General features: G+C 57.8%; 24 protein-coding genes and 1 pseudogene. 17 read left to right on the top strand and 8 right to left on the bottom strand.

Annotation, left to right across the window (positions count from 1 at the left end):
- Positions 1–345 precede the first annotated feature (345 nt).
- The 3 genes from dacB to BF12_RS0107650 form a co-directional block, all read right to left on the bottom strand.
- Complete coding sequence (dacB, locus tag BF12_RS0107640) at positions 346–1884, bottom strand: D-alanyl-D-alanine carboxypeptidase/D-alanyl-D-alanine endopeptidase (RefSeq protein WP_024951768.1); 1539 nt, start codon at positions 1882–1884, stop codon at positions 346–348.
- Between the two features lie 68 nt (positions 1885–1952).
- On the bottom strand, positions 1953–2282 hold the full coding sequence (locus tag BF12_RS0107645) for a DMT family transporter (RefSeq protein WP_024951769.1): 330 nt from the start codon (positions 2280–2282) through the stop codon (positions 1953–1955).
- Positions 2279–2740, bottom strand: coding sequence for a PACE efflux transporter (locus tag BF12_RS0107650; RefSeq protein WP_024951770.1), 462 nt, complete (start codon positions 2738–2740; stop codon positions 2279–2281). Before BF12_RS0107650 ends, BF12_RS0107645 begins: the two co-directional genes overlap by 4 nt.
- A gap of 144 nt (positions 2741–2884) precedes the next feature.
- Between BF12_RS0107650 and BF12_RS0107655 the strand changes: the two genes are divergently transcribed.
- Entirely contained in the window at positions 2885–3817 is a 933-nt protein-coding gene (locus BF12_RS0107655; RefSeq protein ID WP_024951771.1) for a LysR family transcriptional regulator, read from the top strand.
- A gap of 62 nt (positions 3818–3879) precedes the next feature.
- Here BF12_RS0107655 and trmB read toward each other — a convergent pair whose 3' ends face one another.
- Positions 3880–4569, bottom strand: coding sequence for a tRNA (guanine(46)-N(7))-methyltransferase TrmB (gene trmB, locus BF12_RS0107660; RefSeq protein WP_024951772.1), 690 nt, complete (start codon positions 4567–4569; stop codon positions 3880–3882).
- Between the two features lie 479 nt (positions 4570–5048).
- On the opposite strand from trmB, the gene BF12_RS19185 reads away from it, so the two are divergent.
- From BF12_RS19185 to BF12_RS0107690, 5 genes are all read left to right on the top strand, one after another.
- A complete protein-coding gene (locus BF12_RS19185) occupies positions 5049–6923 on the top strand; it encodes a beta-ketoacyl synthase (RefSeq protein ID WP_035159528.1) in 1875 nt (624 codons plus the stop codon).
- A gap of 185 nt (positions 6924–7108) precedes the next feature.
- On the top strand, positions 7109–7615 hold the full coding sequence (gene coaD / locus BF12_RS0107675) for a pantetheine-phosphate adenylyltransferase (protein ID WP_024951773.1): 507 nt from the start codon (positions 7109–7111) through the stop codon (positions 7613–7615).
- Between the two features lie 10 nt (positions 7616–7625).
- Positions 7626–7883 (top strand): YfhL family 4Fe-4S dicluster ferredoxin, encoded by a 258-nt coding sequence (locus tag BF12_RS0107680; RefSeq protein WP_024951774.1) that lies wholly within the window; start codon positions 7626–7628, stop codon positions 7881–7883.
- A gap of 243 nt (positions 7884–8126) precedes the next feature.
- Positions 8127–8396: a hypothetical protein gene (locus BF12_RS0107685; protein ID WP_024951775.1), complete on the top strand. Its 270-nt coding sequence runs from the start codon at positions 8127–8129 to the stop codon at positions 8394–8396.
- A 14-nt stretch (positions 8397–8410) separates the two neighbouring features.
- Entirely contained in the window at positions 8411–11053 is a 2643-nt protein-coding gene (locus BF12_RS0107690; RefSeq protein ID WP_248623641.1) for a sensor domain-containing diguanylate cyclase, read from the top strand.
- Between the two features lie 131 nt (positions 11054–11184).
- On the opposite strand, the gene BF12_RS0107695 is transcribed toward BF12_RS0107690, so the two are convergent.
- The gene (locus tag BF12_RS0107695) at positions 11185–11526 is read right to left on the bottom strand and encodes a hypothetical protein (RefSeq protein ID WP_211242407.1); all 342 of its coding nucleotides are present in this window, start codon (positions 11524–11526) and stop codon (positions 11185–11187) included.
- A 276-nt stretch (positions 11527–11802) separates the two neighbouring features.
- Here BF12_RS0107695 and BF12_RS0107700 point away from each other — a divergent pair, with 276 nt between their 5' ends.
- The 4 genes from BF12_RS0107700 to BF12_RS0107715 all read left to right on the top strand — a co-directional run bounded on the left by BF12_RS0107700 (position 11803) and on the right by BF12_RS0107715 (position 16643).
- Positions 11803–13149 (top strand): MATE family efflux transporter, encoded by a 1347-nt coding sequence (locus tag BF12_RS0107700; RefSeq protein WP_051510822.1) that lies wholly within the window; start codon positions 11803–11805, stop codon positions 13147–13149.
- 153 nt (positions 13150–13302) lie between these two features.
- Complete coding sequence (locus BF12_RS0107705) at positions 13303–14613, top strand: short-chain fatty acid transporter (protein WP_024951779.1); 1311 nt, start codon at positions 13303–13305, stop codon at positions 14611–14613.
- 209 nt (positions 14614–14822) lie between these two features.
- Positions 14823–15350 (top strand): acyl-CoA thioesterase, encoded by a 528-nt coding sequence (locus BF12_RS0107710; protein WP_024951780.1) that lies wholly within the window; start codon positions 14823–14825, stop codon positions 15348–15350.
- Positions 15351–15458: 108 nt separating this feature from the next.
- A complete protein-coding gene (locus BF12_RS0107715; protein ID WP_024951781.1) occupies positions 15459–16643 on the top strand; it encodes a bifunctional transcriptional activator/DNA repair enzyme AdaA in 1185 nt (394 codons plus the stop codon).
- A gap of 11 nt (positions 16644–16654) precedes the next feature.
- On the opposite strand, the gene BF12_RS0107720 is transcribed toward BF12_RS0107715, so the two are convergent.
- Entirely contained in the window at positions 16655–18106 is a 1452-nt protein-coding gene (locus tag BF12_RS0107720; protein WP_024951782.1) for an aminotransferase-like domain-containing protein, read from the bottom strand.
- 190 nt (positions 18107–18296) lie between these two features.
- On the opposite strand from BF12_RS0107720, the pseudogene BF12_RS19190 reads away from it, so the two are divergent.
- From BF12_RS19190 to BF12_RS21120, 7 genes and pseudogenes are all read left to right on the top strand, one after another.
- Positions 18297–18898 (top strand): annotated as a pseudogene (locus BF12_RS19190) (LysE family translocator).
- A 162-nt stretch (positions 18899–19060) separates the two neighbouring features.
- Positions 19061–19666, top strand: a complete 606-nt coding sequence (locus BF12_RS0107730) for a glutathione S-transferase family protein (RefSeq protein ID WP_024951783.1) — start codon at positions 19061–19063, stop codon at positions 19664–19666.
- A 67-nt stretch (positions 19667–19733) separates the two neighbouring features.
- A complete protein-coding gene (locus tag BF12_RS0107735) occupies positions 19734–20177 on the top strand; it encodes a GNAT family N-acetyltransferase (protein ID WP_024951784.1) in 444 nt (147 codons plus the stop codon).
- Positions 20178–20221: 44 nt separating this feature from the next.
- Complete coding sequence (locus BF12_RS0107740) at positions 20222–20626, top strand: DoxX family protein (protein WP_024951785.1); 405 nt, start codon at positions 20222–20224, stop codon at positions 20624–20626.
- Entirely contained in the window at positions 20626–21210 is a 585-nt protein-coding gene (locus tag BF12_RS0107745) for a DNA-3-methyladenine glycosylase I (protein WP_024951786.1), read from the top strand. Before BF12_RS0107740 ends, BF12_RS0107745 begins: the two co-directional genes overlap by 1 nt.
- A 65-nt stretch (positions 21211–21275) precedes the next feature.
- A complete protein-coding gene (locus tag BF12_RS21115) occupies positions 21276–21839 on the top strand; it encodes a metal-dependent hydrolase (RefSeq protein WP_051510824.1) in 564 nt (187 codons plus the stop codon).
- Positions 21840–21847: 8 nt separating this feature from the next.
- Positions 21848–22375, top strand: a complete 528-nt coding sequence (locus BF12_RS21120; protein WP_051510826.1) for a hypothetical protein — start codon at positions 21848–21850, stop codon at positions 22373–22375.
- Positions 22376–22480: 105 nt separating this feature from the next.
- Here the strand turns inward: BF12_RS21120 and BF12_RS0107755 are convergent, their stop codons facing one another.
- Both BF12_RS0107755 and oadA read right to left on the bottom strand, forming a co-directional pair.
- Positions 22481–23800: a sodium ion-translocating decarboxylase subunit beta gene (locus BF12_RS0107755; protein WP_024951787.1), complete on the bottom strand. Its 1320-nt coding sequence runs from the start codon at positions 23798–23800 to the stop codon at positions 22481–22483.
- A 68-nt stretch (positions 23801–23868) separates the two neighbouring features.
- Positions 23869–25674: a sodium-extruding oxaloacetate decarboxylase subunit alpha gene (oadA, locus tag BF12_RS0107760; protein WP_024951788.1), complete on the bottom strand. Its 1806-nt coding sequence runs from the start codon at positions 25672–25674 to the stop codon at positions 23869–23871.
- Positions 25675–25763 lie beyond the last annotated feature (89 nt).

Consider the following 25763-nt stretch of genomic DNA (forward strand, 5'->3'; position numbering starts at 1 on the left):
TGATCCAAGTCATTGATTGTTGCGGTGCAATACGGGTTTTGCCGTTAGCCATCGCGGTCACACAACGCTATGCTCTAGACATCTCGTTGCGCCCTGTCGAGCGTCCCGAGTGCCCTCCCCTCAGCCATGCCGGGCGTGTGGAGGACCACCCCGCCTTTGGGCGGGGTTTTTTGTGCCTGTCTGTCACGTGCGTCTGCTTCCACATGACCTGTCGCATCAGAGAGTGTCAGAAGACATCAGCGCGATTCAGAGGCCTCAGACTTGCGAGCCTGATAGACACAGAAACCCCGCCAATTGGCGGGGTTTCTGTGTCTATCGCTTACCTGAATGGGCGTGATGTGCTGATCAGTTGCGCTCGATCATCGCAGTCAGGTCCTCAGCGACCGGATCCAGCACCTGCGGCCAGGAGAGATACGGCACGGCAGCGCGGCCATTGACCATCACCGCAAAGGCACCCCAACGACCATTCTGGGTCCGGAAATACCCCGAGATCGCACGCACTGGCACCGGCTGGTTCAAAGTCCCTGTCTTGACCATCACATGATTACGGAAAGTCTCGCTGCCACGACGAATAAAGCGCATCGGGCCGTTGGTCGGCGCCTGCATACCCGCCACGAACGTGGGGAATAGCGCCGGACGGTGATACATGCTGTCGAGCAGTGCAATGAGGCCATTCACGCTGGTGCGGTTCTGGGATGTCAGTCCGCTGCCGGAGTACATGGTCAGCGGACCATGATTCGGGATCGCACTGGCGAAAGTCTCCAGCTTGGCGCCACCCTGGCGCAGGGTCGCCTGACTACCGCCGACCAGCGCCAGCGTCAGCTGGTCCGCCATGAAGTTGTTGGAGTAGTTGAGCATGCGCGTCAGCAGCTCCTGCATCGGCTTGCCTTCGACACTGCCCAGCTGTACAGCACTGGACGGCGGTGCGGTAGAGGTCAGATCGACTCCGCCCGTCACGCTGATGCCGGCACGCGTCAGCATGTCGCGCATCAGGTACCCGGTATAAAGCGCAGGATTCGAGACCGCACGATAGATGCTGCGCGGCTGGCTATCGGCAGCAATCGTACCGCTGACGACCAGGGTATCGCGGCCGTTAGTGGTCGTGCGACGCGCATTGATGGCGTTCTTGCCGCCAGCCGCCACGGTAGTGACCTGATTGTCGAACGTCTCGGACGGCTGCGTCATATCGCAGCTGGCCAAGCGTGCAGGTGCCTGACTACCCACACCGGGCAACACCTTCACACACCAGCTGGCATAGTTGCTGGCGGCAGATGACAACAACGCATCATAGGCATTGCTGGAGCGACGCGACGCGTTGCAACGGTCCGTACTGATGCAAGGCACCGGACCAAAGCGCCACTGGCTGACCAGCAGGCGGCCATTGACACGACGGATGCCGCGGAAGCGCAGCTCTTCTGTCAGACGCCATAATTCCTCACTGGTCAGCGCGGGATCACCACTACCTTCCAACACCAGGTCGCCGTTCAGCACGCCGTCACTGATGGTGCCGGTGCTGCGTAGGCGCGTGGAAAAACGATACTGCGGCCCGAAGCGATCAAGGGCTGCGCCGGCAATATAGAGTTTGGAGAGTGATGCCGGTGTGAGCTGCAGTGCAGGGCTGATCGATGCCAATGTCTCACCGGTATCCAGCATGCGCGCTTGAGCACTCACGATGAAGCCCTTGTCAGCGAGGCGAGCCAAGTTATCAAAGCCTGCCGCGTACGTCTGGCCTGCCGCAAACAACGCGGCCCCCGTGCCCAACGTCAGAGTTAGCCAGCGCAACGGGCGCGCGAGACGGCGGGACAGAGTGCGTGCCGGTGCGACAAATACCGGCAGCATTGCACGAGGCAGCGCAGAGGAAAGTACAGAGGGGAGTAAGGGCATGAGGCATCCAGTGACGTCGTCGGTGAGCATCCATGTCACAGCCGTGATGGCGCCGTGATGCCCCTAGCTTAATGAGGAGTGGCGCTAGAAAACAGATGCAGGACAGCGACACCGCCCACAATCATCGCCAAACCCAGGATGGCAGGCAGGTCCGGCATCTCTCGATAGACCACTGCACCGAAGAGTGTCACTAGCACGATGCCCAAGCCAGACCACACCGCATAGGTGACGCCCAGCGGTAAATCACGCAGCACCAGCGTCAACAGATAGAACGCGATCCCGTAGCCCACGATCACGATCACGCTGGGCCCGAGTCGCGAAAAAGATTCGGAGGCCTTTAGCGCGCTGGTCGCAATGACCTCGGCAAGAATCGCCAATGCCAGAAATACGTAGCTCATTGATTAGCCTCATGTTCAGCATCGCCATGTTGATGCGCTTCGCGTGCGGCATTGCGCGCCAACAGGCGCTCCATGACGGCATCGAATATCGGATTGAAGATCATCGCCCAGACCAGGAAGAAGGCGACGAAGCCCAGGTCCAGCAATAATGCCTGCCACAGACCCATGTCGAGCCACGCTGCCACGATGAAGACCGTCGCCAGCACCAATCCGAACTCAAAGCCCAATGCCTGCGCTATCCGTTGAGCGATGCTCCGCTTGCGCGTCGGCACCCAACGATCAAACATCCAGTTCCACAGTGTGCTCCAGAACACTGCCAGAGTGGACATGACCACCACCAGTGATCCCATGCTGGCAAGGTCATGCCCGGTGACCAGACTGGATAGCGGCGCCACAATCAGAATGCCCCCCAACTCCAGTAGACCTGCCTGTATCAAACGCTCTTTCTTGGAACGCATTATCAGTACTCCTCTCGACGACTCGCGCCCCACGCTACTTGATGGCAACGTCGCGCTGATATGGGAGGTATTCTAAAGCGTAAAAAGATAGATAAAAGTTAGTATCCATCTGATTATCAGATGATACTAGGGGAGAACGACTCAATGCACTGGACACTGGAACAGCTGATGACGTTTCGCTGCGTCGTCGAAACAGGGTCTTTCTCAGCCGCGGCACGGCGGCTAGGGCGCGCCCAATCTGCCGTCAGTACTGCCATCGCCAATCTGGAACTGGATCTGGGGTGTGAGCTGTTTGATCGTGGCCCACGCACACCCTGCCTGACGCCTGCTGGCGAGGCACTGCTGCATGAAGCGGATAGTGTGCTGGCACAATGCCAACGCCTGGAAGCACGCGCACGCACCCTGAGTCAGGGCCAGGAAGCTAGCCTGACGCTCGCAATAGATGAAGCGCTGGTGGAAATGCCACCGGTAATGGCAGTACTCGAGCAGATGGCGGTGCACTACCCGACCCTGACGCTGACATTACTCAACGGTGCTCAGGATGAGGTTGCACTCTGGGTCGAGCAGCATCGCGCCAACCTCGGCATTCTGTTCCGCCAGCCATTGAACTCCATGTTGCTGGAACGCGAGCCACTCGGTCGGCTGGAGCAGGTGCTGATCGTGTCGAAGGACCACCCATTGGCTCAGATTGGTACCCCAACCCACAGTGATCTGGCCAGCTATCGGCAATTGATGATCGCGCAGCGCCAGCTGCTGGGGGGCGAGCTGGGCAATACGTGCCCTCAGTCGCAGCGTTTCTGGCAACTCAACAGCTTCTATGCGATGGCAGAGCTCACCACCCGAGGGCTGGGCTGGGCGCAGGTGCCACATCACATTGCCCATTACCCGCCATTCCGGCAGCGCTTGACGATGCTGGACGCGAGTCATCTCGGTGCCATTGCCGATATCGATATCGAGTTGATCTCGCGCCGCGATAGCCCACGTGGCCCTGCCGCCAGCTGGCTCCGCCAGTCACTACGCAGCGCCTTCAGAGATAGCCATGCGGCCATCGCCAAACAGAACGCGCCGACGGAATAGGCCGTCAGCACGAAAGTGAGGCAAAAAAGATGAAGGTAATGACGATGAAGGAGTGACACAGATCAAACCTGCAACGGATAACGCTCAGGCGTGTGCTCAAGCTGACACTCGAGCCGCCACAGCGTCTGGCCGGACTCATGGTACTTGCGCTCAAAATGCGTCAGGTAATCGCCTTCAGGTACAAAAGGCGCCGCGGTGACCTTGATGGCAGTCGCATGGCCAATGGCCAACGCGAATTCCTGTGCATAGATATCCCAGTTGGTGCGCAGCTCAAGTCTGCCCCCAAGCGCCATGATGATCGGGAACACGGGATGCCCCTGCCAACGCATCTTTACGTGCCGCGCCTTGGGATACGGGTTGGGATACAGCAGCGTGTGATGCGCTGGCGCCCAGCCAGCTGCTAATGCCAATCGCCAGAAATCCACGAGATCAGCCCGTACCAACAGCGCATTGTCGGGGAGTTCGCCGTGCTTGCGGCTCAGACGGTCCTCACTGCGATCCACGCCAATCACGGCATGATCCGGATAAGCCAGCGCCAGCTGGCGCGTGGAACGCCCAACACCACAGCCGCTATCCAGCCATAAAGGCTTGTGTTGATCCGACAGCCATTGGTCAGCCTGCATGAAGGCCTCCCGAGTGTGCTCCGCAACGGGCTTGCGCAGTGGATGCGACATGGCGCGCTGCACTCGCCTCTCGAGGTCGTCGTGAGGTCCGGTCTGTGGAGAGTCGATCTGGCGGGAGTTGGCGTACATCAGGAATTCCGGTGGCAAACGGGCGGGAAGGTCGCGAAAGGATTCTACCAGATGCCTTGCGACGTCATCCGCTCCGCTATCTCGTGAGCCTCATGCGCGCCATTAGATGCCGTTGTCGAGATGTAAAAAAGGCGCATGCCAAAAGGCATGCGCCGACACCAACTCTAGCGACTCAAACAGCAAATACAGCATGGCAGTCGCCTTTGAATAAATCAAACATACGTTTAATCATTTTTTATTTGGCCACTCATTCCATCATGAAAAAACATGCAAGATCACGGGGATATCGCACAGTGTTCGCAACAGGCTCTTGCTACCGTCACAGCACAGACACAGGGCGTGCATGACGCCTGTATTAAGGGGGTGTTATCATCTCGCCATCATTTGGACGAATACCCGTAGAGGTATCGCCCAGACCAACGACTCACAGTATTTTTCATGAGGAAAGCGGCTTGTCACACTTACCGGTGATCGTCGGCATGGGCGGCATCAATGCCGCCGGCAGAACTTCGGGTCATCAAGCCTTTCGGCGCACGGTGCTCGACTCCCTGCCGGAGACAGATCGTCAGGAGACTCTGTTGGGCCTCGCATCGCTCATGAACCTTGCCCGTTGTGACGATCAGGGTCAGTGGTTCGATGCTGAGGGACAGCCTGCAAATGCCGAGGCGCTTGCCTCGCGTCTGACAGACCAGGTTCTGGCGCACACGCTGATCCGCCGTATTGAAGATGAACGCTTCAACGAGGCCGGCATTCCTGCCAGCCGCCAGTCGCGTCTAACACTCGAGCAAGACCTTACCTTCACTCTGCGTAGCCGCCAGTTACCTGAGCAGCCGCCAGCTGACTGGAAGGTTCGCGAGCTGGATAGCCGTCACGTCGAAGTCACGGTACCGGCCGGCGAATTCGATGTACTGCTGCCTGATCGCCGTCGAGCATTGGTGCGAGCTGCTGGCCAGCTACCCAGTGGCTTTGCACCTGAACAGCTTTATCGCAGCGTGCACCACCCTCGCGGTCTATCGATGACTATCTTTGGGGCTAGCGACTGCCTGGGTGATAGCGGCCTGGACTGGGATGCCCTGCGCGATAGCCTCGATCCAGATGAGATTGCCGTCTACGCCGGTAACTCAATCGGCCAGATGGATGCTGAAGGCTGGGGTGGATTGATGAAGTCATTCATCTCCGGTGAGCGTGCGACTTCCAAGCAGATGCCGCTGGGTTACGCCCAGATGCCCGCCGACTTCCTCAATGCCTATGTATTGGGCAACGTCGGTGGCGCGGGTGCAGCACTCGGTGCCTGTGCCAGCTTCCTCTATAACTTGAAGCTGGGCCTCAACGACATCCGCAGCGGCCGACGTCGCGTGGTGATGGTCGGCACTGCAGATGCGCCGATCACGCCTGAAGTCATTGAAGGCTTTCGCAGCATGGGCGCACTGGCGGATGATGAGAGCCTCAAGGCACTCGATGCGCTGGAAGTACTGACCGACAGCGATTATCAGAAAGCGTGCCGTCCCTTCGCGCGCAACTGTGGATTCACCATCGCTGAAGCGACCCAGTTCGTGATCCTGATGGCGGATGATCTAGCGCTTGAGATGGGCGCGCGCATTCTCGGCAGCGTGCCAGATGTCTTCATCAATGCCGATGGCTGGAAGCGTTCCATCTCCGCCCCCGGCGTGGGTAACTACATCACTCTGAGCAAGGCAGTTTCCTTGGCTCGCAGTATTGTCGGTGATGAAGGGGTGCGCCTGCGTAGCTTCGTGCATGCCCACGCGACCTCTACGCCGAAAAACCGTACCACCGAGTCTCATGTGCTGGATGAAGTGGCGCGCGCACATGGTATCGAGGCGTGGCCGGTGGTGGCCGTCAAAGCTTTCGTCGGGCATAGCCAAGGCAGCGCAGCCGGTGATCAGACCGCTTCAGCCCTTGGTAGCTTCGCCAATGGTGTCCTACCGGGCATTCCGACGCTGGATGCCATCGCCGATGATGTGCATCACGAACGCCTCGACCTGCGTCGCGAGCAGCGTGAATTCACCGCCGACGTCGCATTCATCAATGCCAAGGGCTTCGGTGGCAATAATGCCAGTGGTGTCGTGCTGTCCGCTGACGTGACCCTCCGTCTGTTGGAAGCACGTCACGGCAAGCCGGCACTGACGGCCTGGCGCGCGCGCAGCGAGACCTGTGAAGCGCGGCGTGCTGACTATCTTTCCAAAGCCCAGCGCGGTGAGTTCAAACCCACCTATCGCTTCGGTGAAGGGGTGCTGGAAGGGCCCGAGCTTGAAATCAGTGACAGCGAGATCCGTATTCCGGGCTATGCTCGCGCGGTCTCACTCAAGGCTGACAATCCCTTCGGCTCACTGTAGCAATGGGCAATCGATGCCTATCTCCCCTCGCGCTGCTGGCCACAGCCGCCTGAGGGGATCTACACTCGGCAGTAATAGGCACGATCGTAAGTTCACCGTGCCTATCCTCTCCGACTCCTCACCCTTTGTCGTCCACTGCAGCATGGGGTTTGACTGCCCAGCTGCTGACAGAACACGAGTTCGTCATGCCCAAGAATATTGCCGTCTACCCAGGCACCTTCGACCCGATCACCAACGGTCATACCGACCTGATCGAACGTGGCGCACGTCTCTTCGACAAGGTAGTGGTGGCAGTGGCGTGCAGCCCCGGCAAACAGCCAGCTTTGCCGCTGGACATGCGTATCGAGCTGACGCGCCAGATTCTTGCACATCTCGACAATGTCGAAGTCATCGGCTTCAGCTGCCTGCTGACAGAGCTGCTTGAGCAGCAAAATGCGCGTATTATTCTGCGCGGGCTGCGTGCCGTCTCCGATTTTGAGTACGAGCTGCAGCTAGCCAACATGAACCGGGTCCAGGCGCCGCATGTCGAGAGCCTGTTCCTGACCCCGGAATTAGAGAACTCCTATATTTCATCGACTATCGTGCGCGAAATCTCACGACATGGCGGTGATGTGTCACGCCTGGTGCATCCGATGGTGGCCGAAGCACTTGCCCGCCACTTCAATCCAAGCGACGACACAGCCACAAGCTGAGGACATCATCATGGCCCTGATCATCACTGATGAATGCATCAACTGCGACGTCTGCGAGCCGGAATGTCCTAACGGCGCCATCTCGCCAGGTGAAGAAATCTATATCATCGACCCGGACCTGTGTACCGAATGTGTCGGCCATTTTGACGAGCCGCAATGCCAGCAGGTTTGCCCTGTCGACTGCATTCCGCTCGATCCCGCGCACAAGGAAAGCCAAGACGAGTTGATGGACAAGTACCACATCATTACCGAGGCGCTGGGTAACTGATTCCTTACCGAGACCATGACTCTCGGTGACTCCGCTATATACGAAAACGCTGCCGCCGCACTCCTGTCTCTTCTGGAGTGCGGCGGCAGTCTGCCATGACTTCCCGAAAAACGGCCGAGTCGAGACATGGCCTCTTGATATCATTACCTTAAAAGGTAATTTTCTGTTAGTAAAATGTAACCAATATATTCTATCCTGTAGTCATCAGTCACGGATCGCACTCTGGGTGCGCACGGATAGCCAATGTCATCACGCCACCTGTCATCAGTCCTCAAAGCTCCTCTCTTGCGTGCTCATTCACAGCTACCTTCCAAAGGGCTAATGGGGCTGGCTGGCATGCTGGCCATCATGCTGGCACTGATATTTTTACCACGCCCCGAGATCTTTACCTCAGTCGATAGCTATCTGGTGCCGCACTCGTTACTGGAGATTGGCTCGGTACTGGTAGCACTCATGCTGCCGCCTCTATCTTCCAAGGTCACCGCAGCACACTGCCGACCAGTTTCATGGTGATGGGGTGTGCTTTCGTGCTCTCTGCCTTCTGTGATCTGGTGCATATCTTCAGCTACGCAGGCATGCCGAACTTCATCAGCGACGCCTCAGTCCAGAAAGCGATTCACTTCTGGTTGGCTGGGCGCACGGCCTTTGTCTTTGCGCTTCTGGCACCCTGCATCATCACCTCGCGCCCCGTGACACGCCGCTACTTGCCATTGCCACTATTAGCGACATTCATCGTGGGGCTGCTAATCAGTTGGGCCGGCCTTTATCACCTCGAGTATCTACCGGCAACCTTTGTCGCCGGTAGCGGCTTGAGTGACTGGAAAATAGGCTATGAGTGGGCCTTGGCGCTCACCGCACTTGCCGCTGCAGCTCTGCTACTTGGCGCAAATAGCTTACCCGAAGGCACCAATGCGGGCTGGCTGGCCGCCGCGGCAATGGCCACCGGCCTCTCAGAGTTATGCTTTACCCTGTATGCCAGCGCGTATGATGTTTTCAATCTGCTAGGTCATCTTTATAAGATGGCGGCTTACGCCATGATCTATCACGCCATCTATTCATCACGCATGACCTACCCCTATCAGCAGCTGAAGGAAATGAGCACCGCGTTGTCAGAAGCTGAGCAACGCTGGCAATTTGCATTGGAAGGCTCTGGCGCAGGGGTCTGGGATTGGAAGCAGGACAGCGATCATGTTTTCTATTCCACACAGTGGAAAGCGACGCTAGGCTTCAAGGAAGATGAAATTGGCAGCAGTTTCGATGAGTGGAAATCGCGCATTCATCCCGACGATATGCCGCGAACGCTTGATGATTTGAAGCAGCACTTCGCAGGACATAGCGCAGAGTATCGCAACGAGCATCGTATGCTGACTCGCAGTGGCGAATGGAAGTGGATTCTTGACCAGGGACGCGTCGTAGAGCGCACTGAAGATGGCCGTCCGCTTCGCATGATCGGCACTCATAGCGATATCGACTGGATCAAAGAGCAGCAACAGCGACTGATTACCAGTCGCGCCCGACTGCGCTCCATTTATCATTCAGCCCCGATCGGCATCATCGTTGCAGATTGCAATGGCATCATCGCAGATGCCAACTCCGCCATGCACAACATGCTCGGAAAGGATGGTACTGAGCTATTCCAGCAGTCGCTATGGGGGTTGTTCTCGCTCGAAGAAGTAAGTCGCATGAAGCGGGCATGGGGTCAGCTACAGCGTGAAGGCGGCAGCTTCCAGGATGAATACCATATGCAGGTCGAGCGCGGACATATGTTCTGGGCTGAAGTGACCCTCACCCCACTCGAAGGCGAAGACCGCACCCTGGTACTGATCAACAATATCGAAGACCGTCGCCGCGCCATCGAGCTGCTGGAAGAAAACGCCACCCTCTATCAGGAAGTCTTCAGCACCGGCAACGCCATCAAGCTACTGATCGATCCGGAACTTGCGGAAATCATTGATGCCAACCCCGTTGCCGCGGAATTCTATGGTTACAGTATTGGCGAAATGTGCGGCATGCCGCTGAGCCGCATCAATGTGCTGGCGAGCCAAGCAATATCCAAGCGCATCCGTGCAGTGGTCAACCGTACCGACAACCACTTTGAAGCCAGCCATCAGCTGGCTAATGGCGAGTTGCGTGATGTCGAGATATTCACCGGCCCAGTGGATTTGAACGGCCGCACTCTACTATTTTCCATCGTGCACGACATTACCGATCGCAAGCGAGCTCAACGCGACCTGCAGACTGCCAACCTCAAGCTGTCACGCCTGTCGGAGAGCCGTAACCAGATTCACCATCTGGCAGAATGCCTGCTGACATGCTCTCAGCTCGATGACATCATCACACAGCTTAACGTACGACTCCCAAGTCTATTCGCAGGCAGTGAGGGTAGCGTGACGTTGTCTGTTCCTGATGATGCATACCAGACAATGCACATTAACTGGGGCACGCCACCCACCGAGGCGTGCCTGGTCAGCCATTCATTGAGCGTAGGCGACACCGAAGCCGGCAAGTTCACTCTGCAGATTCCTATCGATGCAGAAAGCCAGGAGCGTTTACGCCCACTAGCGGAAGATGTCTGCCATCTAATCATGCTGGCACTGGCAGATTTACAGCTGAAGCAGGGGCTATCGCACGAGGCACGCAAGGATACGCTCACTCGTCTGTATAACCGCCGCTATCTCGATGAAATCCTGCCACAGAAGCTTGCCGAAGCGAGTATCGGCAATCCACTGTCGCTGGTAGTGCTGGATCTGGACCACTTCAAACAGGTCAACGACACCTACGGACACGAGATGGGCGATCAGGTGCTGACAAGGCTGGCCACGCTGATTCGTGAATCTCTGCGCAGTTCAGATGAAGCTTGTCGTTATGGAGGTGAGGAATTCGTTATTCTGATTCCCGGTGCCAGTGCCGCCGTCTCACGCGCCAGAGTCGAAGCCATTCTCGCAGCCTTCGGGGAAGAAGTCTTTGAGAGCGAGACTCAACCACCACTGACAGGATTGGGCTTCTCTGCCGGTGTGGCCAATGCACCTCATGATAGCCAGACAACCGATACGTTATTCAAGATGGCCGACAAGGCGCTTTATCAAGCCAAGCGCGCCGGGCGAAAGCGCGTCATTTGCTACAGCAGCCTGCCACCATCACAGGATAGTCTGGCATCTGCGGACAGCTGACCCATTTATTCTAGCGCTTGCAACGACTACGCCGGCCATCATGGCCGACGTAGTCGTTTTTTACTCTGGCCCTCTCATGGGTTGCGACCTCCCCTCTATCCTGCCGCAACGTGGAGTCCATCGAGTACTTGTCAGTCCCAATCCACACGCGTGGTCTTGCAGCCTAGACAGCGCGCAAAAGTTGCCTGAGCCGGAGTAGCGACCAGCACACGCGCAGTTTCATCAATGTTCTGCCCCATCGCCGCAAAGGGTGCCGAGACAACAAACAGTGCAGCCCCCACCACGGTTGTCGCCAACAACAATGGCCGTCCGATCAAGGCATCCGCCACCATCATGCCAGCACTAGGCGTATCATCGCCCTGCTCGCTGGGTAGCTCGATGGCGTATGCCGGTGTTGCCAGCACCAGAGTCATACCAGCAGCTGCAATTCCCTTGCGCAGGCGCGCGCTTCGCTGAAGAATCATGTGTTTCATACTCAGGTCCCTTGCGTCCGGACGCTCCATGCGTCCCTGTTATGGATCATCACTCCAAGTGCAATATCTGCCATGAATAACGACAGATAACTACCTCGCCAACCAACACATAGCGAGCCGTGCAACCAGGGGCATTGAAACTAGATTAGCGCTCTAGCGACAATACGCCCAGCTCTTGCAGACCACGCTTCTATCAACACCTGTCTCGCGAGCTGTTTTAACGCTCAAGCCTTGATGCCCTTGCCATGCGCGAGCCATCGATCTTTCGGACGCCCAATGACTGACTCATTACCACGTACCACTTTGACATCGCGATTATTCCGCCCTGCTGATCGTCATCTATGGCAACTGGCATGGCCGATTATCCTGTCCAATATCTCGGTACCGCTGCTCGGGCTGGTGGACACCGCAGTAGTAGGTCATCTGGAAGATGCTGTCTATCTGGGTGCCGTCACATTGGGTGCTGTGCTGTTCAGCTTCCTCTATTGGGGCTTTGGATTTCTGCGCATGGGCACGACTGGCATGACGGCTCAGGCCCATGGCCGTGGAGACTACGACACGCTGCGCACCTTGCTCGGGCAAGGCATCATGCTCGCACTGGTGATCGGCGGCTTGTTGCTGTTACTAGGGTCACCGCTGATATCACTAGGCTTGAGCCTGATGGAGGCTAACGAGGCAACACGTGAACTCGCACATGGCTACGCGAGCATTCGCTTGTGGTCTGCTCCAGCGGTGCTGATGAACTATGTGATATTGGGCTGGTTTCTGGGGCTGGGGAATTCTCGTGTCACGCTCGGCATTCTTGTACTGACCAACGCCATCAACATCCTGCTGGATCTGGCCTTTGTGCCGGGGCTGGGCATGACAAGCGATGGCGTGGCACTGGCCAGCGTTATCGCCGACTACTGCGCATCAGGTGCCGGCTTATGGCTAGTCGTCCGCCAACTTGCCCGCATGCCGGGTCACAGCGAGCGTGCCGCACTTCTCTCGCTTGCTGCATGGGGGGAGTTGATCCGCGTCAATCAACACCTTTTCGTACGTACCCTGTGCCTGCTTGGCGCTACTGCTTACTTCACCTCACAAGGCGCGAGCTTCGGTGACAATATACTGGCGGCCAACGCTGTGCTGCTGCAGTTCGTGATGATCACCTCGTATGGCCTTGATGGCTTCGCCCAAGCCGCGGAGTCAGAGGTTGGTCGCGCGGTGGGCCAGAATGACTGGCAGCGCTTCGCTCGTAGCGTCGGTGCAGCAACCCGTTTTTCACTGATGACTGCGACGGGCGCCAGTGTACTACTCTGGCTATGCGGCCCACTCCTGATCGGACTGCTGACTGACCTTCCGGAGGTCCGCGCCCTTGCGATCACCTACCTGCCCTGGATGGTCGCCATGCCATTGGTCGCGGTGTGGAGCTACCTGCTGGATGGCATCTTCATTGGTGCCACCGCCACGCGCGAGATGCGTAATACATTGGTCATCTCACTAATCGCCTTTGTGGGCCTGTGGCCATGGCTTGAACACTACGGCAACCACGGCTTATGGCTGGCCTTCCTGCTATTCACTGGCGTCCGTTCGGCAGTACTCGCCGGCTATTATTTTCATCATCGCCGTCATCGCTGGTGCTGATGAAGGGTTGATACAACGCAGACTCCGCTTCAACACCTTGAAAGACCCGTGGGCTACTCGACTATCGCGCGATACTCGTCTCTTGCTGGATAGATTAATGTAGCCATGCCAACCCTCTCCCATACCTATTAAAAAAGACTCAGGGAGTATGACATGCTGCAATTTCTATCCCGTCCAGCCGTCAAGCTGGTCGAGCGCTATCTGCCAGACCCTTACATTTTTGTATTGCTCCTGACCTTCATCGCAGCCGTCGCCGCCATGCTGATCGAGCAGCGCTCGCCCGTCGAAGTGATGCGCTATTGGGGCGATGGCTTCTGGAGCCTGCTGACCTTCTCCATGCAGATGCTGCTGGTACTGGTCTCTGGCTTCATGCTGGCCAACACTCCACCAGTCAAGAAAGGGCTTTCAAGGCTGGCCGCGCTGGCAAAATCACCAGGCAGCGCCATCATTCTCGTCACTCTCGTCTCATTGGCCGCCAGCTGGATCAACTGGGGCTTCGGGCTCGTCATCGGGGCATTGTTCGCCAAGCAATTGGCCAAGGTAGTCAGAGTTGATTATCGCCTGCTGATTGCCAGCGCCTATTCAGGCTTCGTGATCTGGCATGCCGGCCTCTCTGGCTCCATCCCACTGACCATCGCGACTGCTGGACACTTCACCGAAGACACCATCGGCATCGTGCCGACATCCGAAACCATCTTTGCCTTCTTCAACGTGGCCATCGTGATCGCGTTGCTTATCATCATGCCGCTGGTCAATCGCGCCATGATGCCGTTCGAGAATGAAAGCGTGTACGTCGACCCTGCTCTGCTGGAAGAGAAGCCGACCAAGATCAGTGATCAACCGCGTCCGGCAGAGCGCCTTGAAAACTCGCCCATCCTGGCTTGGGTTATCGGGCTATTCGGGATTGCCTGGCTGGTGGACCATTTTGTATTCCGTGGCGGCGGCCTCAACCTGAACGTGATCAACTTCAGCTTCCTGTTCCTTGCCATCGTACTGCACGGCACACCGCGCAAACTGCTGGACAGCCTGAATGAGGCCATCAAGGGCGGTGCAGGTATCGTCATCCAATTCCCCTTCTACGCCGGCATCATGGCCATCATGGTCCAGTCCGGCCTGGCGGCAACGCTGTCCGAAGGCTTCGTCTCGATAGCTACCGCTGACAGCCTACCGTTCTGGTCCTTCATCAGCGCCGGTATCGTCAATCTGTTCGTGCCGTCCGGTGGTGGTCAATGGGCAGTGCAAGCGCCGGTCATGATCCCCGCCGCACAGGCATTGGGCGCAGACCTACCGCGCGTCGCCATGGCGGTCGCCTGGGGTGATGCCTGGACCAACATGCTACAGCCATTCTGGGCACTGCCGGTTCTGGCAATCGCTGGCCTGAAAGCCAAGGACATCATGGGCTTCTGCCTCGTCCAGCTGCTGGTCACCGGCGTCATCATTTCACTGGGCCTGACTCTGCTGTAGTCCAGCAGCGCGCTTCACACACCACGCAAGCCCGCACGTTGCCCCCGCCCTATTTGCGGGGCAACGTCGTTCATGGGCTGCTTATATGCCGCAAACGAGGTGCCAAGCCGCTCTGATTCCCTCAAACTAGGGCATACAACGACACTCGAGGCCGTTCCCCGACGGCGACTTGATGCCTCCTGACTCCTGCCCCACCCAAGGACTTATCGATGAGCGACCAGCACCCCGACCAGCACCCCGACCAGCATGACGCACTGCCAGGCCAACACCAGCTGATCATGACGGAGCTGATGACTCCTGACATGGCCAACTTCAGTGGCAAGGTTCATGGTGGCGCGATTCTCAAGAAGCTGGATGAAGTGGCATTCGCCTGTGCGAGTCGCTACAGCGGCAACTATGTGGTCACCCTGTCGGTAGACCAGGTTCGTTTCAAGCAGCCCATCCACGTCGGCGAACTGGTGACGTTTCTCGCCTCCGTCAATCATGTCGGCCGCTCTTCCATGGAGATCGGCATCAAGGTGGTTGCCGAATCCATTCAGGGCCGCCTGATTCGCCACACCAATAGCTGCTATCTGACCATGGTCGCAGTGGACCCGGATGGCCACCCCGTACCGGTACCGCCACTGAACCTGGAAACCCAGGAGCAGAAACTGCGCTTCCACAAGGCAGGAATCCGCAAGAAGCTGCGCAAGCAGGCCGAAGAAGAAGAGAAGCGTCAGGAATCGATGGAGTTCTGAGAAACTATCTCAATAGTCAGCGCAAGATGCGGAGTGCAGATGGTCAGCGGCACGGCGATACTTGCCAGAAACCTACATGACCACGAACTTGGCATAGCGAGATGAGCGATGACGGCAGCATATTCCGAGACCGACAGCGTACAGGCGAACAAGACAGCCGCTGATGAGGCACTATGGCAACGCGTGCTATCGCGCCAGGGGAATCCCGGCGAGACCATACGCTACGGAGTCATCACTACTGGCATCTTCTGTCGTGTTGGCTGCCCGTCGCCCTCTCCTCTGCGTGACAACGTGCGTATCTATCCGGATAACCAGACTGCGCGTGCCGCTGGCTTGCGTGCCTGCCGACGCTGTCATCCGGAGTCAGAACGCGAGGTCGGTGCTATCGAATCCAATCACTGGCTGCTTGCTACCTGTCGTCAACTGGAAGCCGCCATCGCTGCTGGTGAGACCGCGCCATCATTGGCCACGCTTGCGACACGTGCCGGGCTCAGCACCAGCCATCTCCAGCGTCGCTTCAAGACACTGCTGGGCCTGTCACCGGCCGAGTACGCCAGCGGGCTACGACAGCTGCGCTTCCACGATCTGCTTGAACAGGGTAGCAGTGTCACTGACGCCATACTCGCGGCGGGATATCGCTCGACCAGCCGCGCCTATGCCCGCGCGGATGGCATATCGCCAAGCGTGCGTCAGCAAGGGGGCAAAGGTGAAACGCTACTGGGACTCCACTGGCCCTGCAGCTTCGGCGTTCCCGAGCAGCACTGCTGGCTGAGTGCAGGGATCAGTGAACGCGGCGTCGTGGTCATCCAGCTGACAGACAGCCGCGAGGCCGGACAGCAGGCATTGGAAGCCCGTCTGCCAAAAGCCCGTTGGCAGCATATCGATCCTCAGGATGAGAATGGACAATCACTGCATGCGGTACTCGGTGCGCGCCTGCTGGCGCTGTGTGAGCAACCGGAGATCAGTCACGCCTTGTTCCTTGAGCTTCCACTGGATATTCGCGGAACAACCTTTCAACTCACGGTCTGGCAGCAACTGAATGCCACCTTGAGCGGCAATACACTGACCTATCGTCAGCTGGCCGAAGCGCTCGGACGCCCGACTGCCAGCCGCGCAGTGGCGAATGCCTGTGGCGCCAACCCACTAGCGCTACTGACACCTTGCCACCGTGTAGTACGCGGCGATGGCGGGTTGGGCGGTTATCGTTGGGGCGTTGAGCTCAAGCAGGCTCGCCTGGCACAGGAAGCTGAAACCACTCTATTACCTGAACCAGAGCTGAAGCCTGAGCGCTAAACCCTCTCTTCTCATAGCGTCATGCAACGCAGTGCCGGTGGCGCCAGCAGTACCTCCCGTACGATCTCTAGCGCATTGGCGAGTGCCTCGCGGCTCGCGGCGGCACTCAGGCATAGGCGAAGTGCCTGTGGTGGCGGCTCATTGCCGACACAGAAAGGTTCAGCACTAGTGACGTGCACACCACGCGCAGCCAACGACTCGACCATTGCCTGACTGCGCTGCCCTTCTGGCAGTGCTAGCCACAGATCGAACGAAGAAGGACGTGACGACAACGACCACTCATCCAGCACGGAGCGCGCCAGCCGCTGCCGCGCCCGCACCTCTTCCACCTGCCAAGTAATCAAAGGCGCAGCGTTGCCGCTGGTCAGCCAAGCGCAAACCGTCTCAACCAATAACGGTGCCACCATCCAGCTATGGCTGCGAAGAGTTGCTCCAAGACGTGGAAGCAATGCCGGCGGAATACGTAGAACCCCCAACCGCAAACCGCCTGCCAGAATCTTCGAAGTACTGAAGACATATAGCGTCCGTTCTGGTGCTAGCTGATAGAGCTGCGTGCCACATTCCTCGGGGGGTAGATACTGCACACCATCTTCCAGAATCCAGAAATCGTACTGTCGTGCGAGCGCCACCAGCGCCTCACGCCGCGCGTGCGACAACTGCGCACCGCCCGGATTGTTCTGCTCGGCCATCACATAGACCATTCTCGGCACCTGCTGACGGCATAGACGTGCCAATGCCTCGATGTCCATACCCTCTTCATCCAGCGGTACTCGCAATAGCTTCAGGCCACGCTCGGTGCTGGCGGAAATCAGTCCGGGGTAGGTCAGCGCACCTGCGACCAAAGCTTCACCCGGGGCCAGCAATGCAGACAGCGCCAAGGTAATGCCATTCTGGCCGCCTTGCGTCAGCATCAACTCCTCGGCGGCAACCGGCATGCCCAGCTCCCCCATCCAATTCGCCAGCAGACGCCGCTGACTGTCGCGCCCAAAGGCATTCTGATAGTCGACGCAATGCAGGAGTGCTTCCTGTGACTGGCTGATCGATGTCAGTGCATCTGCCATGCCTTGCTGTCGCGCGGGATGCGGTGGCGGCAGACTCATGGTGAGGTCAATCGTGTCGAGCGACGCCTCGATAGCACCCTTCACATCTGCAGACATGCCAGTGGCAGCACCTGCGCAGAAGACATGGCCAAAGCTTTCGGTAGAGACACGTTGTGCACTGATGCCTCCGTTGATGTAGGTGCCACTACCGATACGCGCTGTCACCAACCCATGACGCTCAGCCTCAGCATAGCCACGTGTCACCGTACCGACTGTCACACCCAGTGCATCAGCCAGTCGTCGTTGAGGTGGCAATCGTGTGCCTGCCTGCAACTGGCCAGACACGATATCCAGACGAATGGCATCCGCCAGCGCGCGATAACGCGGCATGGTGGGATCAAGCGTGGGCACCCAGATTGTCATGGTGACAAAAAACCTGTTGACGATAATTGTCATCAGATTATGCTCAAAAAGTGGCAGCATCAAGCGTGAATCTACGTGAGGCGTTGATCAAGACCATAAATTGAACCCATACAAATAATATTCAAAGACGCCACCTAGAAATAATATCGCCCAACCCTCCCTCACCCAGCTCTTGCTACCAAGGACACTCATGGAATCCCTCGCCTTTTTGGCACCCGCTACGCTGTACATGTTGTCGATGACACTGACGCCAGGCCCAAATAACGTGATGTTGACGGCATCGGGGGCCAATTACGGCTACTGGCGTACCCTGCCACATATTTTCGGCATCATGATTGGCTGCCTGGTGTTATTCGTTGGCATCGCGCTGGGGCTGGGACTGATCTTCGAGCGCTACCCGATTGTCCAGACACTGCTCAAGGTGCTCGGTAGCCTTTACCTGTTATATCTGGCCTGGAAGATTGCCACCGCACCACCACCTGACTTCAACAGCCAGCAGGATGCGCGACCGATGACCTTCATGGCGGCAGCACTGTTTCAGTTCGCCAATCCCAAAGCCTGGGTGATGGGTATCGCACTGATGGCGGGATCCTGCCGGAAGATGGCCCGGTATTGCTCAATGCCGTGCTGTTGGCGGGTTTCGCCGAGCTGGTCGCCCTGCCATGCATCTCGCTATGGGCTGGCTTTGGTACTGCCATTGGCCGCCTACTGCGTACCGAGCGTTCCTGGAAGATATTCAATCGCATGATGGGCGTGCTGACTGCTTCCTGCGTCGTTTTCATTCTCCGTTAGTGGCCATGTGCAAGCGCACTTTCGAGCAGGCATGAGATAACACTCAGGCTAATCCATACATCGTACGTGTCGAACACTGTTCGCATTACCACTGGTTTCACGTGCGATGTTCGCTAGACTGTCGAGACGCCTATTCCACGCTCGCACAGGACGCCTTCCCTCATGCTGACCCTCTACGGCGATCGCCGCTCCGGAAACTGCTACAAGGTCGAGCTACTGCTGCATCTCCTCGAACGCCACCACCACTACATCGAAGTCGACATCCTCGCCGGCGATACGCGCACGCCGGAATTCTTGACCCGTAACGTCAACGGCAAGATTCCGCTGCTGGAACTGCATCGTGGTGAAACGCTTTCCGAATCCAATGCCATCCTTCATTACCTTGCTGATGGCAGCGACTATCTCCCTGAAGACCCCTTCTTGCGTGCCAAGGTGCTGCAGTGGCAGTTCTTCGAGCAGTACAGCCACGAACCCTTCATCGCCACCGCACGCTTCATCAACCGCTATCTTGGCTTGCCGGAAGAACGTCGCACAGAATATGAAGCCAAGCAGGAAGGCGGCAATCGTGCCCTTCGCGTGATGGAACATCACCTGAAAGACCATGACTGGCTGGCAGCCGACCAGTTCACGATCGCTGATATTTCACTTTATGCTTATACCCATGTGGCGGACGAGGGAGGCTTCGCGCTTGAAGACTATCCTGCCGTACGCGCGTGGCTCGGACGTGTGGCGGCTCAGCCGAAGCATTTCGATATTCCCCGCGACTGAAGTCACCTCCCTTGCTGACCAACGAACACTTACCCTTTAAAGCTCACCCTTCTCAACAGGTCTACCGATGCTCTCCGTCACCTTTCGCGCCATGACACCCGCCGATCATCCGGCTTTCATGAACATGATGAAGGCCACCACGGGGGTGGTGATCCGCAAGGCAGACGAGTACGCCGCCGTCGCGCGCTATTTGAACCGTAATCCCGGCATGAGCCACCTGGCCTTTGACGGCGATCAACTGGTCGGCTGCGCAATGTCAGGTCATGATGGTAAGCGTGGGTATCTGCAACACGTCATGACAGCGCCACAGGCGCAAGGTCAGGGCATCGCACGAACGCTGGTGGACCGCTGCCTTGAGGCACTGTCTCGCGAAGGAATCGATAAGGTACATCTCGATACCCTGCACGATAATCATCAGGCACACCGCTTTTGGGAGCGGCTGGGCTGGTCCAATCGTAATGCGGAAATCGTACGCTTTTCGCGCCTGCTGGTAGATGACCCCAATGCCTGAGGCAGGCTTTCTTTTCTGATAATTACCGAGCAAGGAGCTCTGACGTGCAATTTCTTGAAAACGATGATCTTGGCAAGCTGATCCTGCGCCTGACACTAGGCGTACTACTGCTGTTTCATGGCCTATCGAAGCTATTGGGCGATGGGGGCACCTTGAGCTGGATTGCTCAGCAGCTGGAAGGCATGGGCATCCCCGGCGTGGTGGCGTATGGCGTCTATATTGGTGAGATAATCGCGCCCATCATGCTGATACTCGGCTATCAATCACGCGTGGCAGGACTCATCGTGGTAGGCAACATGCTGTTCGCCTTTGCCATTGCACACATGAGCCAGCTGATCAGTCTGTCGTCATCCGGCGGATGGGCACTGGAGTTGCAGGGCTTCTATCTCGCGACAGGCCTGGCCGTCGTCTTCCTTGGCAGCGGCCGCTTTGCGGTACAGGAGGACTGATGGCAGCGCCCGTTACCGCCAGCACTTATTGTGAGAACGCTCCGGAACATCCGTTTCACGGGCCGTACCACGATCACGAGTACGGCTTTCCGGTCAGTGATGACCAGGTACTGTTCGAGCGCTTCGTGCTGGAAATCAATCAGGCGGGGCTGTCATGGCTGACAGTACTCAAGAAGCGCGAGGCCTTCCGCAAAGCGTTTGAGGATTACGACATCGCGCGTATCGCAGCCTATGACGATGAAAATCGCGCACGCCTGCTAGCCAATGCCGGCATTATCCGTAATCGCCTCAAGGTCAACGCCGTCATTCATAACGCCGGTGTTGTGATGGGCCTCAAGGAAACACATGGCAGTTTCATAAAATGGCTGGATGCTCATCACCCGCAGCCATTGCCTGCCTGGGTCAAGCTGTTCAAGCGCACCTTCCGCTTCACAGGCCCCGAGATCGTCAATGAACTCTTGATGAGTTGTGGCTACCTGCCCGGCTGTCACCGCGATGACTGTCCGGTGCAGTCGCGTGTGCTGGCCGCGAAACCACGCTGGGCCGATACCGGCGCTCTTGAGATCATCCACGGCGATGCCTGACGCTGTTGAACCATCCATTACGCAGTACCTCACACCTCTCTCTCACGCTGCATAGGTAGACGAGCATGGACTCCCTTACTCAGGTCTGCCTCGGAGCTGTCGTCGGCGGCGCCGTCATGGCACCCGCCATTCGCCGCCTGCCCAAGGAGCGCTGTGGGACTGCGCTGCGTTACGCCCTACTCGGCGGCGCAGTACTCGGCACCGTTCCCGACCTCGATGTATTTATCAACTACGGCGACGCCGTGGCCAACTACACTCATCATCGTGGTTTCAGCCACTCATTGCTCATCTTGAGCCTAGTAGGACTGGTCCTCGGCTGGGGGCTTTCGCGACGACCACGATTGTTGGTATTGGGGCGTAGTCGACTTATCGTCTATTGCGTCCTGTGCCTCATCACGCATCCGCTACTGGATGCCTTCACGACCTATGGCACCCAGTTGCTGTGGCCATGGCCCAGTCGACCGATCAGTCTCGCTAGCGTATTCATCATCGATCCGCTCTATACCCTGCCGCTGCTGATTACCGGTGTGTGGGTTGCCATCCGTGGTCGAGCAGGGCACCTGTTGAGCGTGGGTCTGGTGCTGTCGAGCCTCTATCTGGGCTGGGGACTGACCGCCAAGAACTGGTAGATATTCGCATGACACCGGTGCTTGCGCGGCAAGGTTTCAGTGATGCGCCACGCATGATCCAACCGACACCGTTCAATAGCCTGCTATGGCGTGTCAGTATTGTCACTCCGCAAGCAGACCACGAATGGTTAGTCAGTGTATTTGACTCCGACGCTCGGCTGAATCGCTTGGCACGCCGTGACTTCCCACGCCAGCCAGCGCTGGATGCCGCTGTTGCAGGCATAGATGATGGCCAACGCCTGCGCTGGTTTGCGGCTCCATTCCTGCGTGCGTCGCGTGAGACAACTGACACTGGAGGCGTGATGCTAGCCGTTACTGATACCCGACTCGGCTCACCTGGCTACCACCCGTTCAGCTTCGCATTGGCGCGTGAGACGTCAGCCGGAGAATGGGTGTCGCTAGACGCCAGCCAACGCTTACCTAGCCCACGCGTCGATCGCGCGGCATTTCTTGCCCTATGGCAAGCCATTCGCGACCCTGATACCCGCCAGCATCAGGCAGCACATCCTGCAACGCCGCGTCACGACGCTGGCTGACTTCTGTTGTAGTGTTTGCCCGAACGCAACAAAGCAAAACGCCCGCCATGGTTCCCCATGACGGGCGTTTCTATTGCTACCGCGAGATGAAGCAAGGCGTGCCGATCAGCCTAGATACTTGATCATCACCCCTGCCGCGACCGCTGAGCCGATGACACCCGCCACATTCGGCCCCATCGCATGCATCAGCAGGAAGTTATGCGGATTGTACTCAAGACCCACCTTGTTCGAGACTCGCGCCGCCATCGGCACTGCCGAGACACCTGCCGAGCCGATCAATGGATTGATCGGGGTCTTCGAGACCTTGTTCATCAGCTTGGCCATCAAGACACCACAGGCAGTGCCGATCCCGAAGGCGACGACGCCCAGTGCCAGGATCCCCAGCGTCTCGACCGCGAGAAACTTGTCAGCCTGCAACTTGGAGCCGACCGATAGCCCGAGGAAGATAGTGGTGATGTTGATCAAGGCATTCTGTGCGGTATCCGACAGACGCTCCACCACTCCACACTCACGCATCAGGTTGCCGAAGCAGAACATGCCCAGCAGCGGCGCGGCATCCGGCAATAGCATCGCAACCAGAATCAGCAGCACCAGCGGGAACAGGATCTTCTCGACCTTTGAGACCGGCCGCAGCTGCGTCATGACCAGGCTGCGTTCCTTGGCCGTGGTCAGCGCACGCATGATCGGTGGCTGAATCATCGGCACCAGTGCCATGTAGGAGTAGGACGCGACGGCAATCGCTCCCAGCAGCTCGGGCGCCAACAGGCTCGCCACATAGATGGATGTCGGGCCGTCTGCCCCACCGATGATGCCAATGGCAGCCGATTGCTGCAGGCTGAAATCCATCACGCCCACCGACGTCAGCGCGACAGCACCTAACAGCGTCGCAAAAATGCCGAACTGCGCTGCCGCACCGAGAAACAGCGTTTTGGGATTGGCGAGCAACGGGCCGAAGTCCGTCATCGCGCCAACCCCCATGAAGATCACCAGCGGTGCGATGCCGGAAGCGATCGAGACGTTATAGAAACTATAGAGCATGCCATTATTGAAACCGGCATCCAGCGCCATGTTACTGGCCAGCTGCTTGAGTACCATCGGCACTTCGCCATGCAGTGCCTTCTCAACTACGTGACGCGCCTCATCCATCGGTAGGCTTGAGATATTGACATTAAGCGCCTGAGCCATCGCGCTGAGCAGTTCAGGCTTGCCCAGATGCGCCGCCTGCTCAGCAGCCGATAGCGCCAGCCCTGCCTCAGGAATATTGGCCAGGATGCCGCCGAAACCGATCGGTACCAACAGCAATGGCTCGAAGTTCTTGCGAATCGCCAGGAACAGCAATAGCAGCCCAATGACGATCATCGCCAGCTGGCCGAAGCTCATGTTATAGAGCCCCGATCCATGCCAGAGGTTAAGTATCTTGTCCATGTCGTGTCGCCTTGCAGATGAACATCACGATCCGGCCCGCATATTACCTGCGGGCCGGACACACCGGCTTACAGGGTGATCAGGGCGTCGCCGACACTGACACTGTCGCCTTCCTTGACCTGCACCTTGGAGACGGTGCCGGCCTGGTGAGCGCGAATTTCGGTTTCCATCTTCATTGCCTCAAGAATGATGACCACATCACCCTCGGCTACGCTGTCTCCGACACTGACATTGACCTTGAAGATATTACCCGCCAACGGTGCATTGACCGGCTCACCCGAGGATGTCGGTATAGTCGGTGCTGTCGCAGGAGTCGTTGCCGCGCCACTCGCCTGTACCTGAGTGATATCCCCTCCCTCAGCAACTTCGACCACGTACTGCTTGCCGTTGACGTTCAAGGTGTAGGTCTGCGGACCACTGACCGCTGCGCCAGGAGTCGGGGCAGATGCCACTGCCGGAACCGCGACCTCACCCGGTGCCTGCGGAGCGGGTTCAAAAGCATCCGGATTACCACGATTACGCAAGAACTTGAGACCAATCTGCGGAAACAGTGCATAGGTCAACACATCATCGGTCTCGCGCTCACCGCCTTCCAGCGTAATGCCCTCTTCGGTGGCCTTGGCCTTGAGCTCTGTACGCAGGCGCTCCATCTCGGGCGTCAGATTATCAGCGGGACGACAGGTGATCGGCTCAGCGCCGTCGAGTACTCGTTGCTGCAACTCACTGTCATAGGCCGCCGGCGCCGCACCATACTCCCCCTTGAGCAACGCCTGAACCTCCTTGGAGATTGACTTGTAGCGCTCGCCCATCATCACGTTCATCACCGACTGGGTGCCAACGATCTGTGAAGTCGGCGTGACCAATGGGATATAGCCCAGATCCTTGCGTACACGTGGAATTTCGGCGAGAACGGCATCCATCTTGTCACCAGCGCCCTGCTCCTTAAGCTGGCTTTCCATGTTGGTGAGCATGCCACCCGGTACCTGCGCGATCAGAATGCGCGAGTCGATGCCCTTGAGACTGCCTTCAAAGGCGGCGTACTTCTTGCGCACCTCGCGGAAGTAACCCGCGATGTCCTCAAGCTTCTCAAGGTCAAGTCCGGTATCACGCTCGGTACCTGCCAGCATCGCGACCACGGATTCCGTCGGACTGTGGCCGTAGGTCATCGACATGGAAGAAATCGAGGTATCGACGTTATCAATGCCAGCCTCAATCGCCTTGAGCGCGGTAGCCGTCGACAGGCCGGTCGTGGCGTGACACTGCATATGAATCGGAATCGACAGACTCGCCTTGAGGCGCGAGACCAACTCAAAAGCGGTGTAAGGCGTCAACAGGCCAGCCATATCCTTGATCGCCAGCGATTGGGCACCCATCGACTCAATCTTCTGTGCCAACTCGACCCACATCTCCAACGTATGCACCGGGCTGACGGTATAAGAAATAGTGCCTTGGGCATGCTTGCCTTGATCAAGCACTGCCTTCAGAGGGCGTTCCAGGTTACGCGGATCATTCATCGCATCAAAGACACGGAATACATCAACACCACTGGTCGCCGCACGCGCGACGAAGGTATCCACCACATCATCGGCATAGTGACGATAGCCAAGCAGGTTCTGTGCACGTAGCAGCATTTGTTGCTGAGTCTTCGGCATTGCCTCTTTCAGCGCGCGAATACGCGCCCAAGGGTCTTCTCCCAGATAGCGAATACAGGCATCAAAGGTGGCGCCTCCCCAGCTTTCAAGAGACCAGAAACCGACGTCATCCAGTTTGGCGGCAATCGGCAGCATGTCATCGAGCCGCATGCGTGTGGCCAGCAATGACTGATGCGCGTCGCGCAGTACAACATCCGTAATGCCCAGCGGTTGCTTATCCATGAGTGATCCCTTGTTCTTTTACTGTAGATATCAAATTCGACCACAGCAGCATGCCAGCCTTGGCGGACATGCTGCTCAATAGGTGGGCA

This window comes from Cobetia crustatorum (assembly GCF_000591415.1).
Lineage (GTDB): Bacteria > Pseudomonadota > Gammaproteobacteria > Pseudomonadales > Halomonadaceae > Cobetia > Cobetia crustatorum.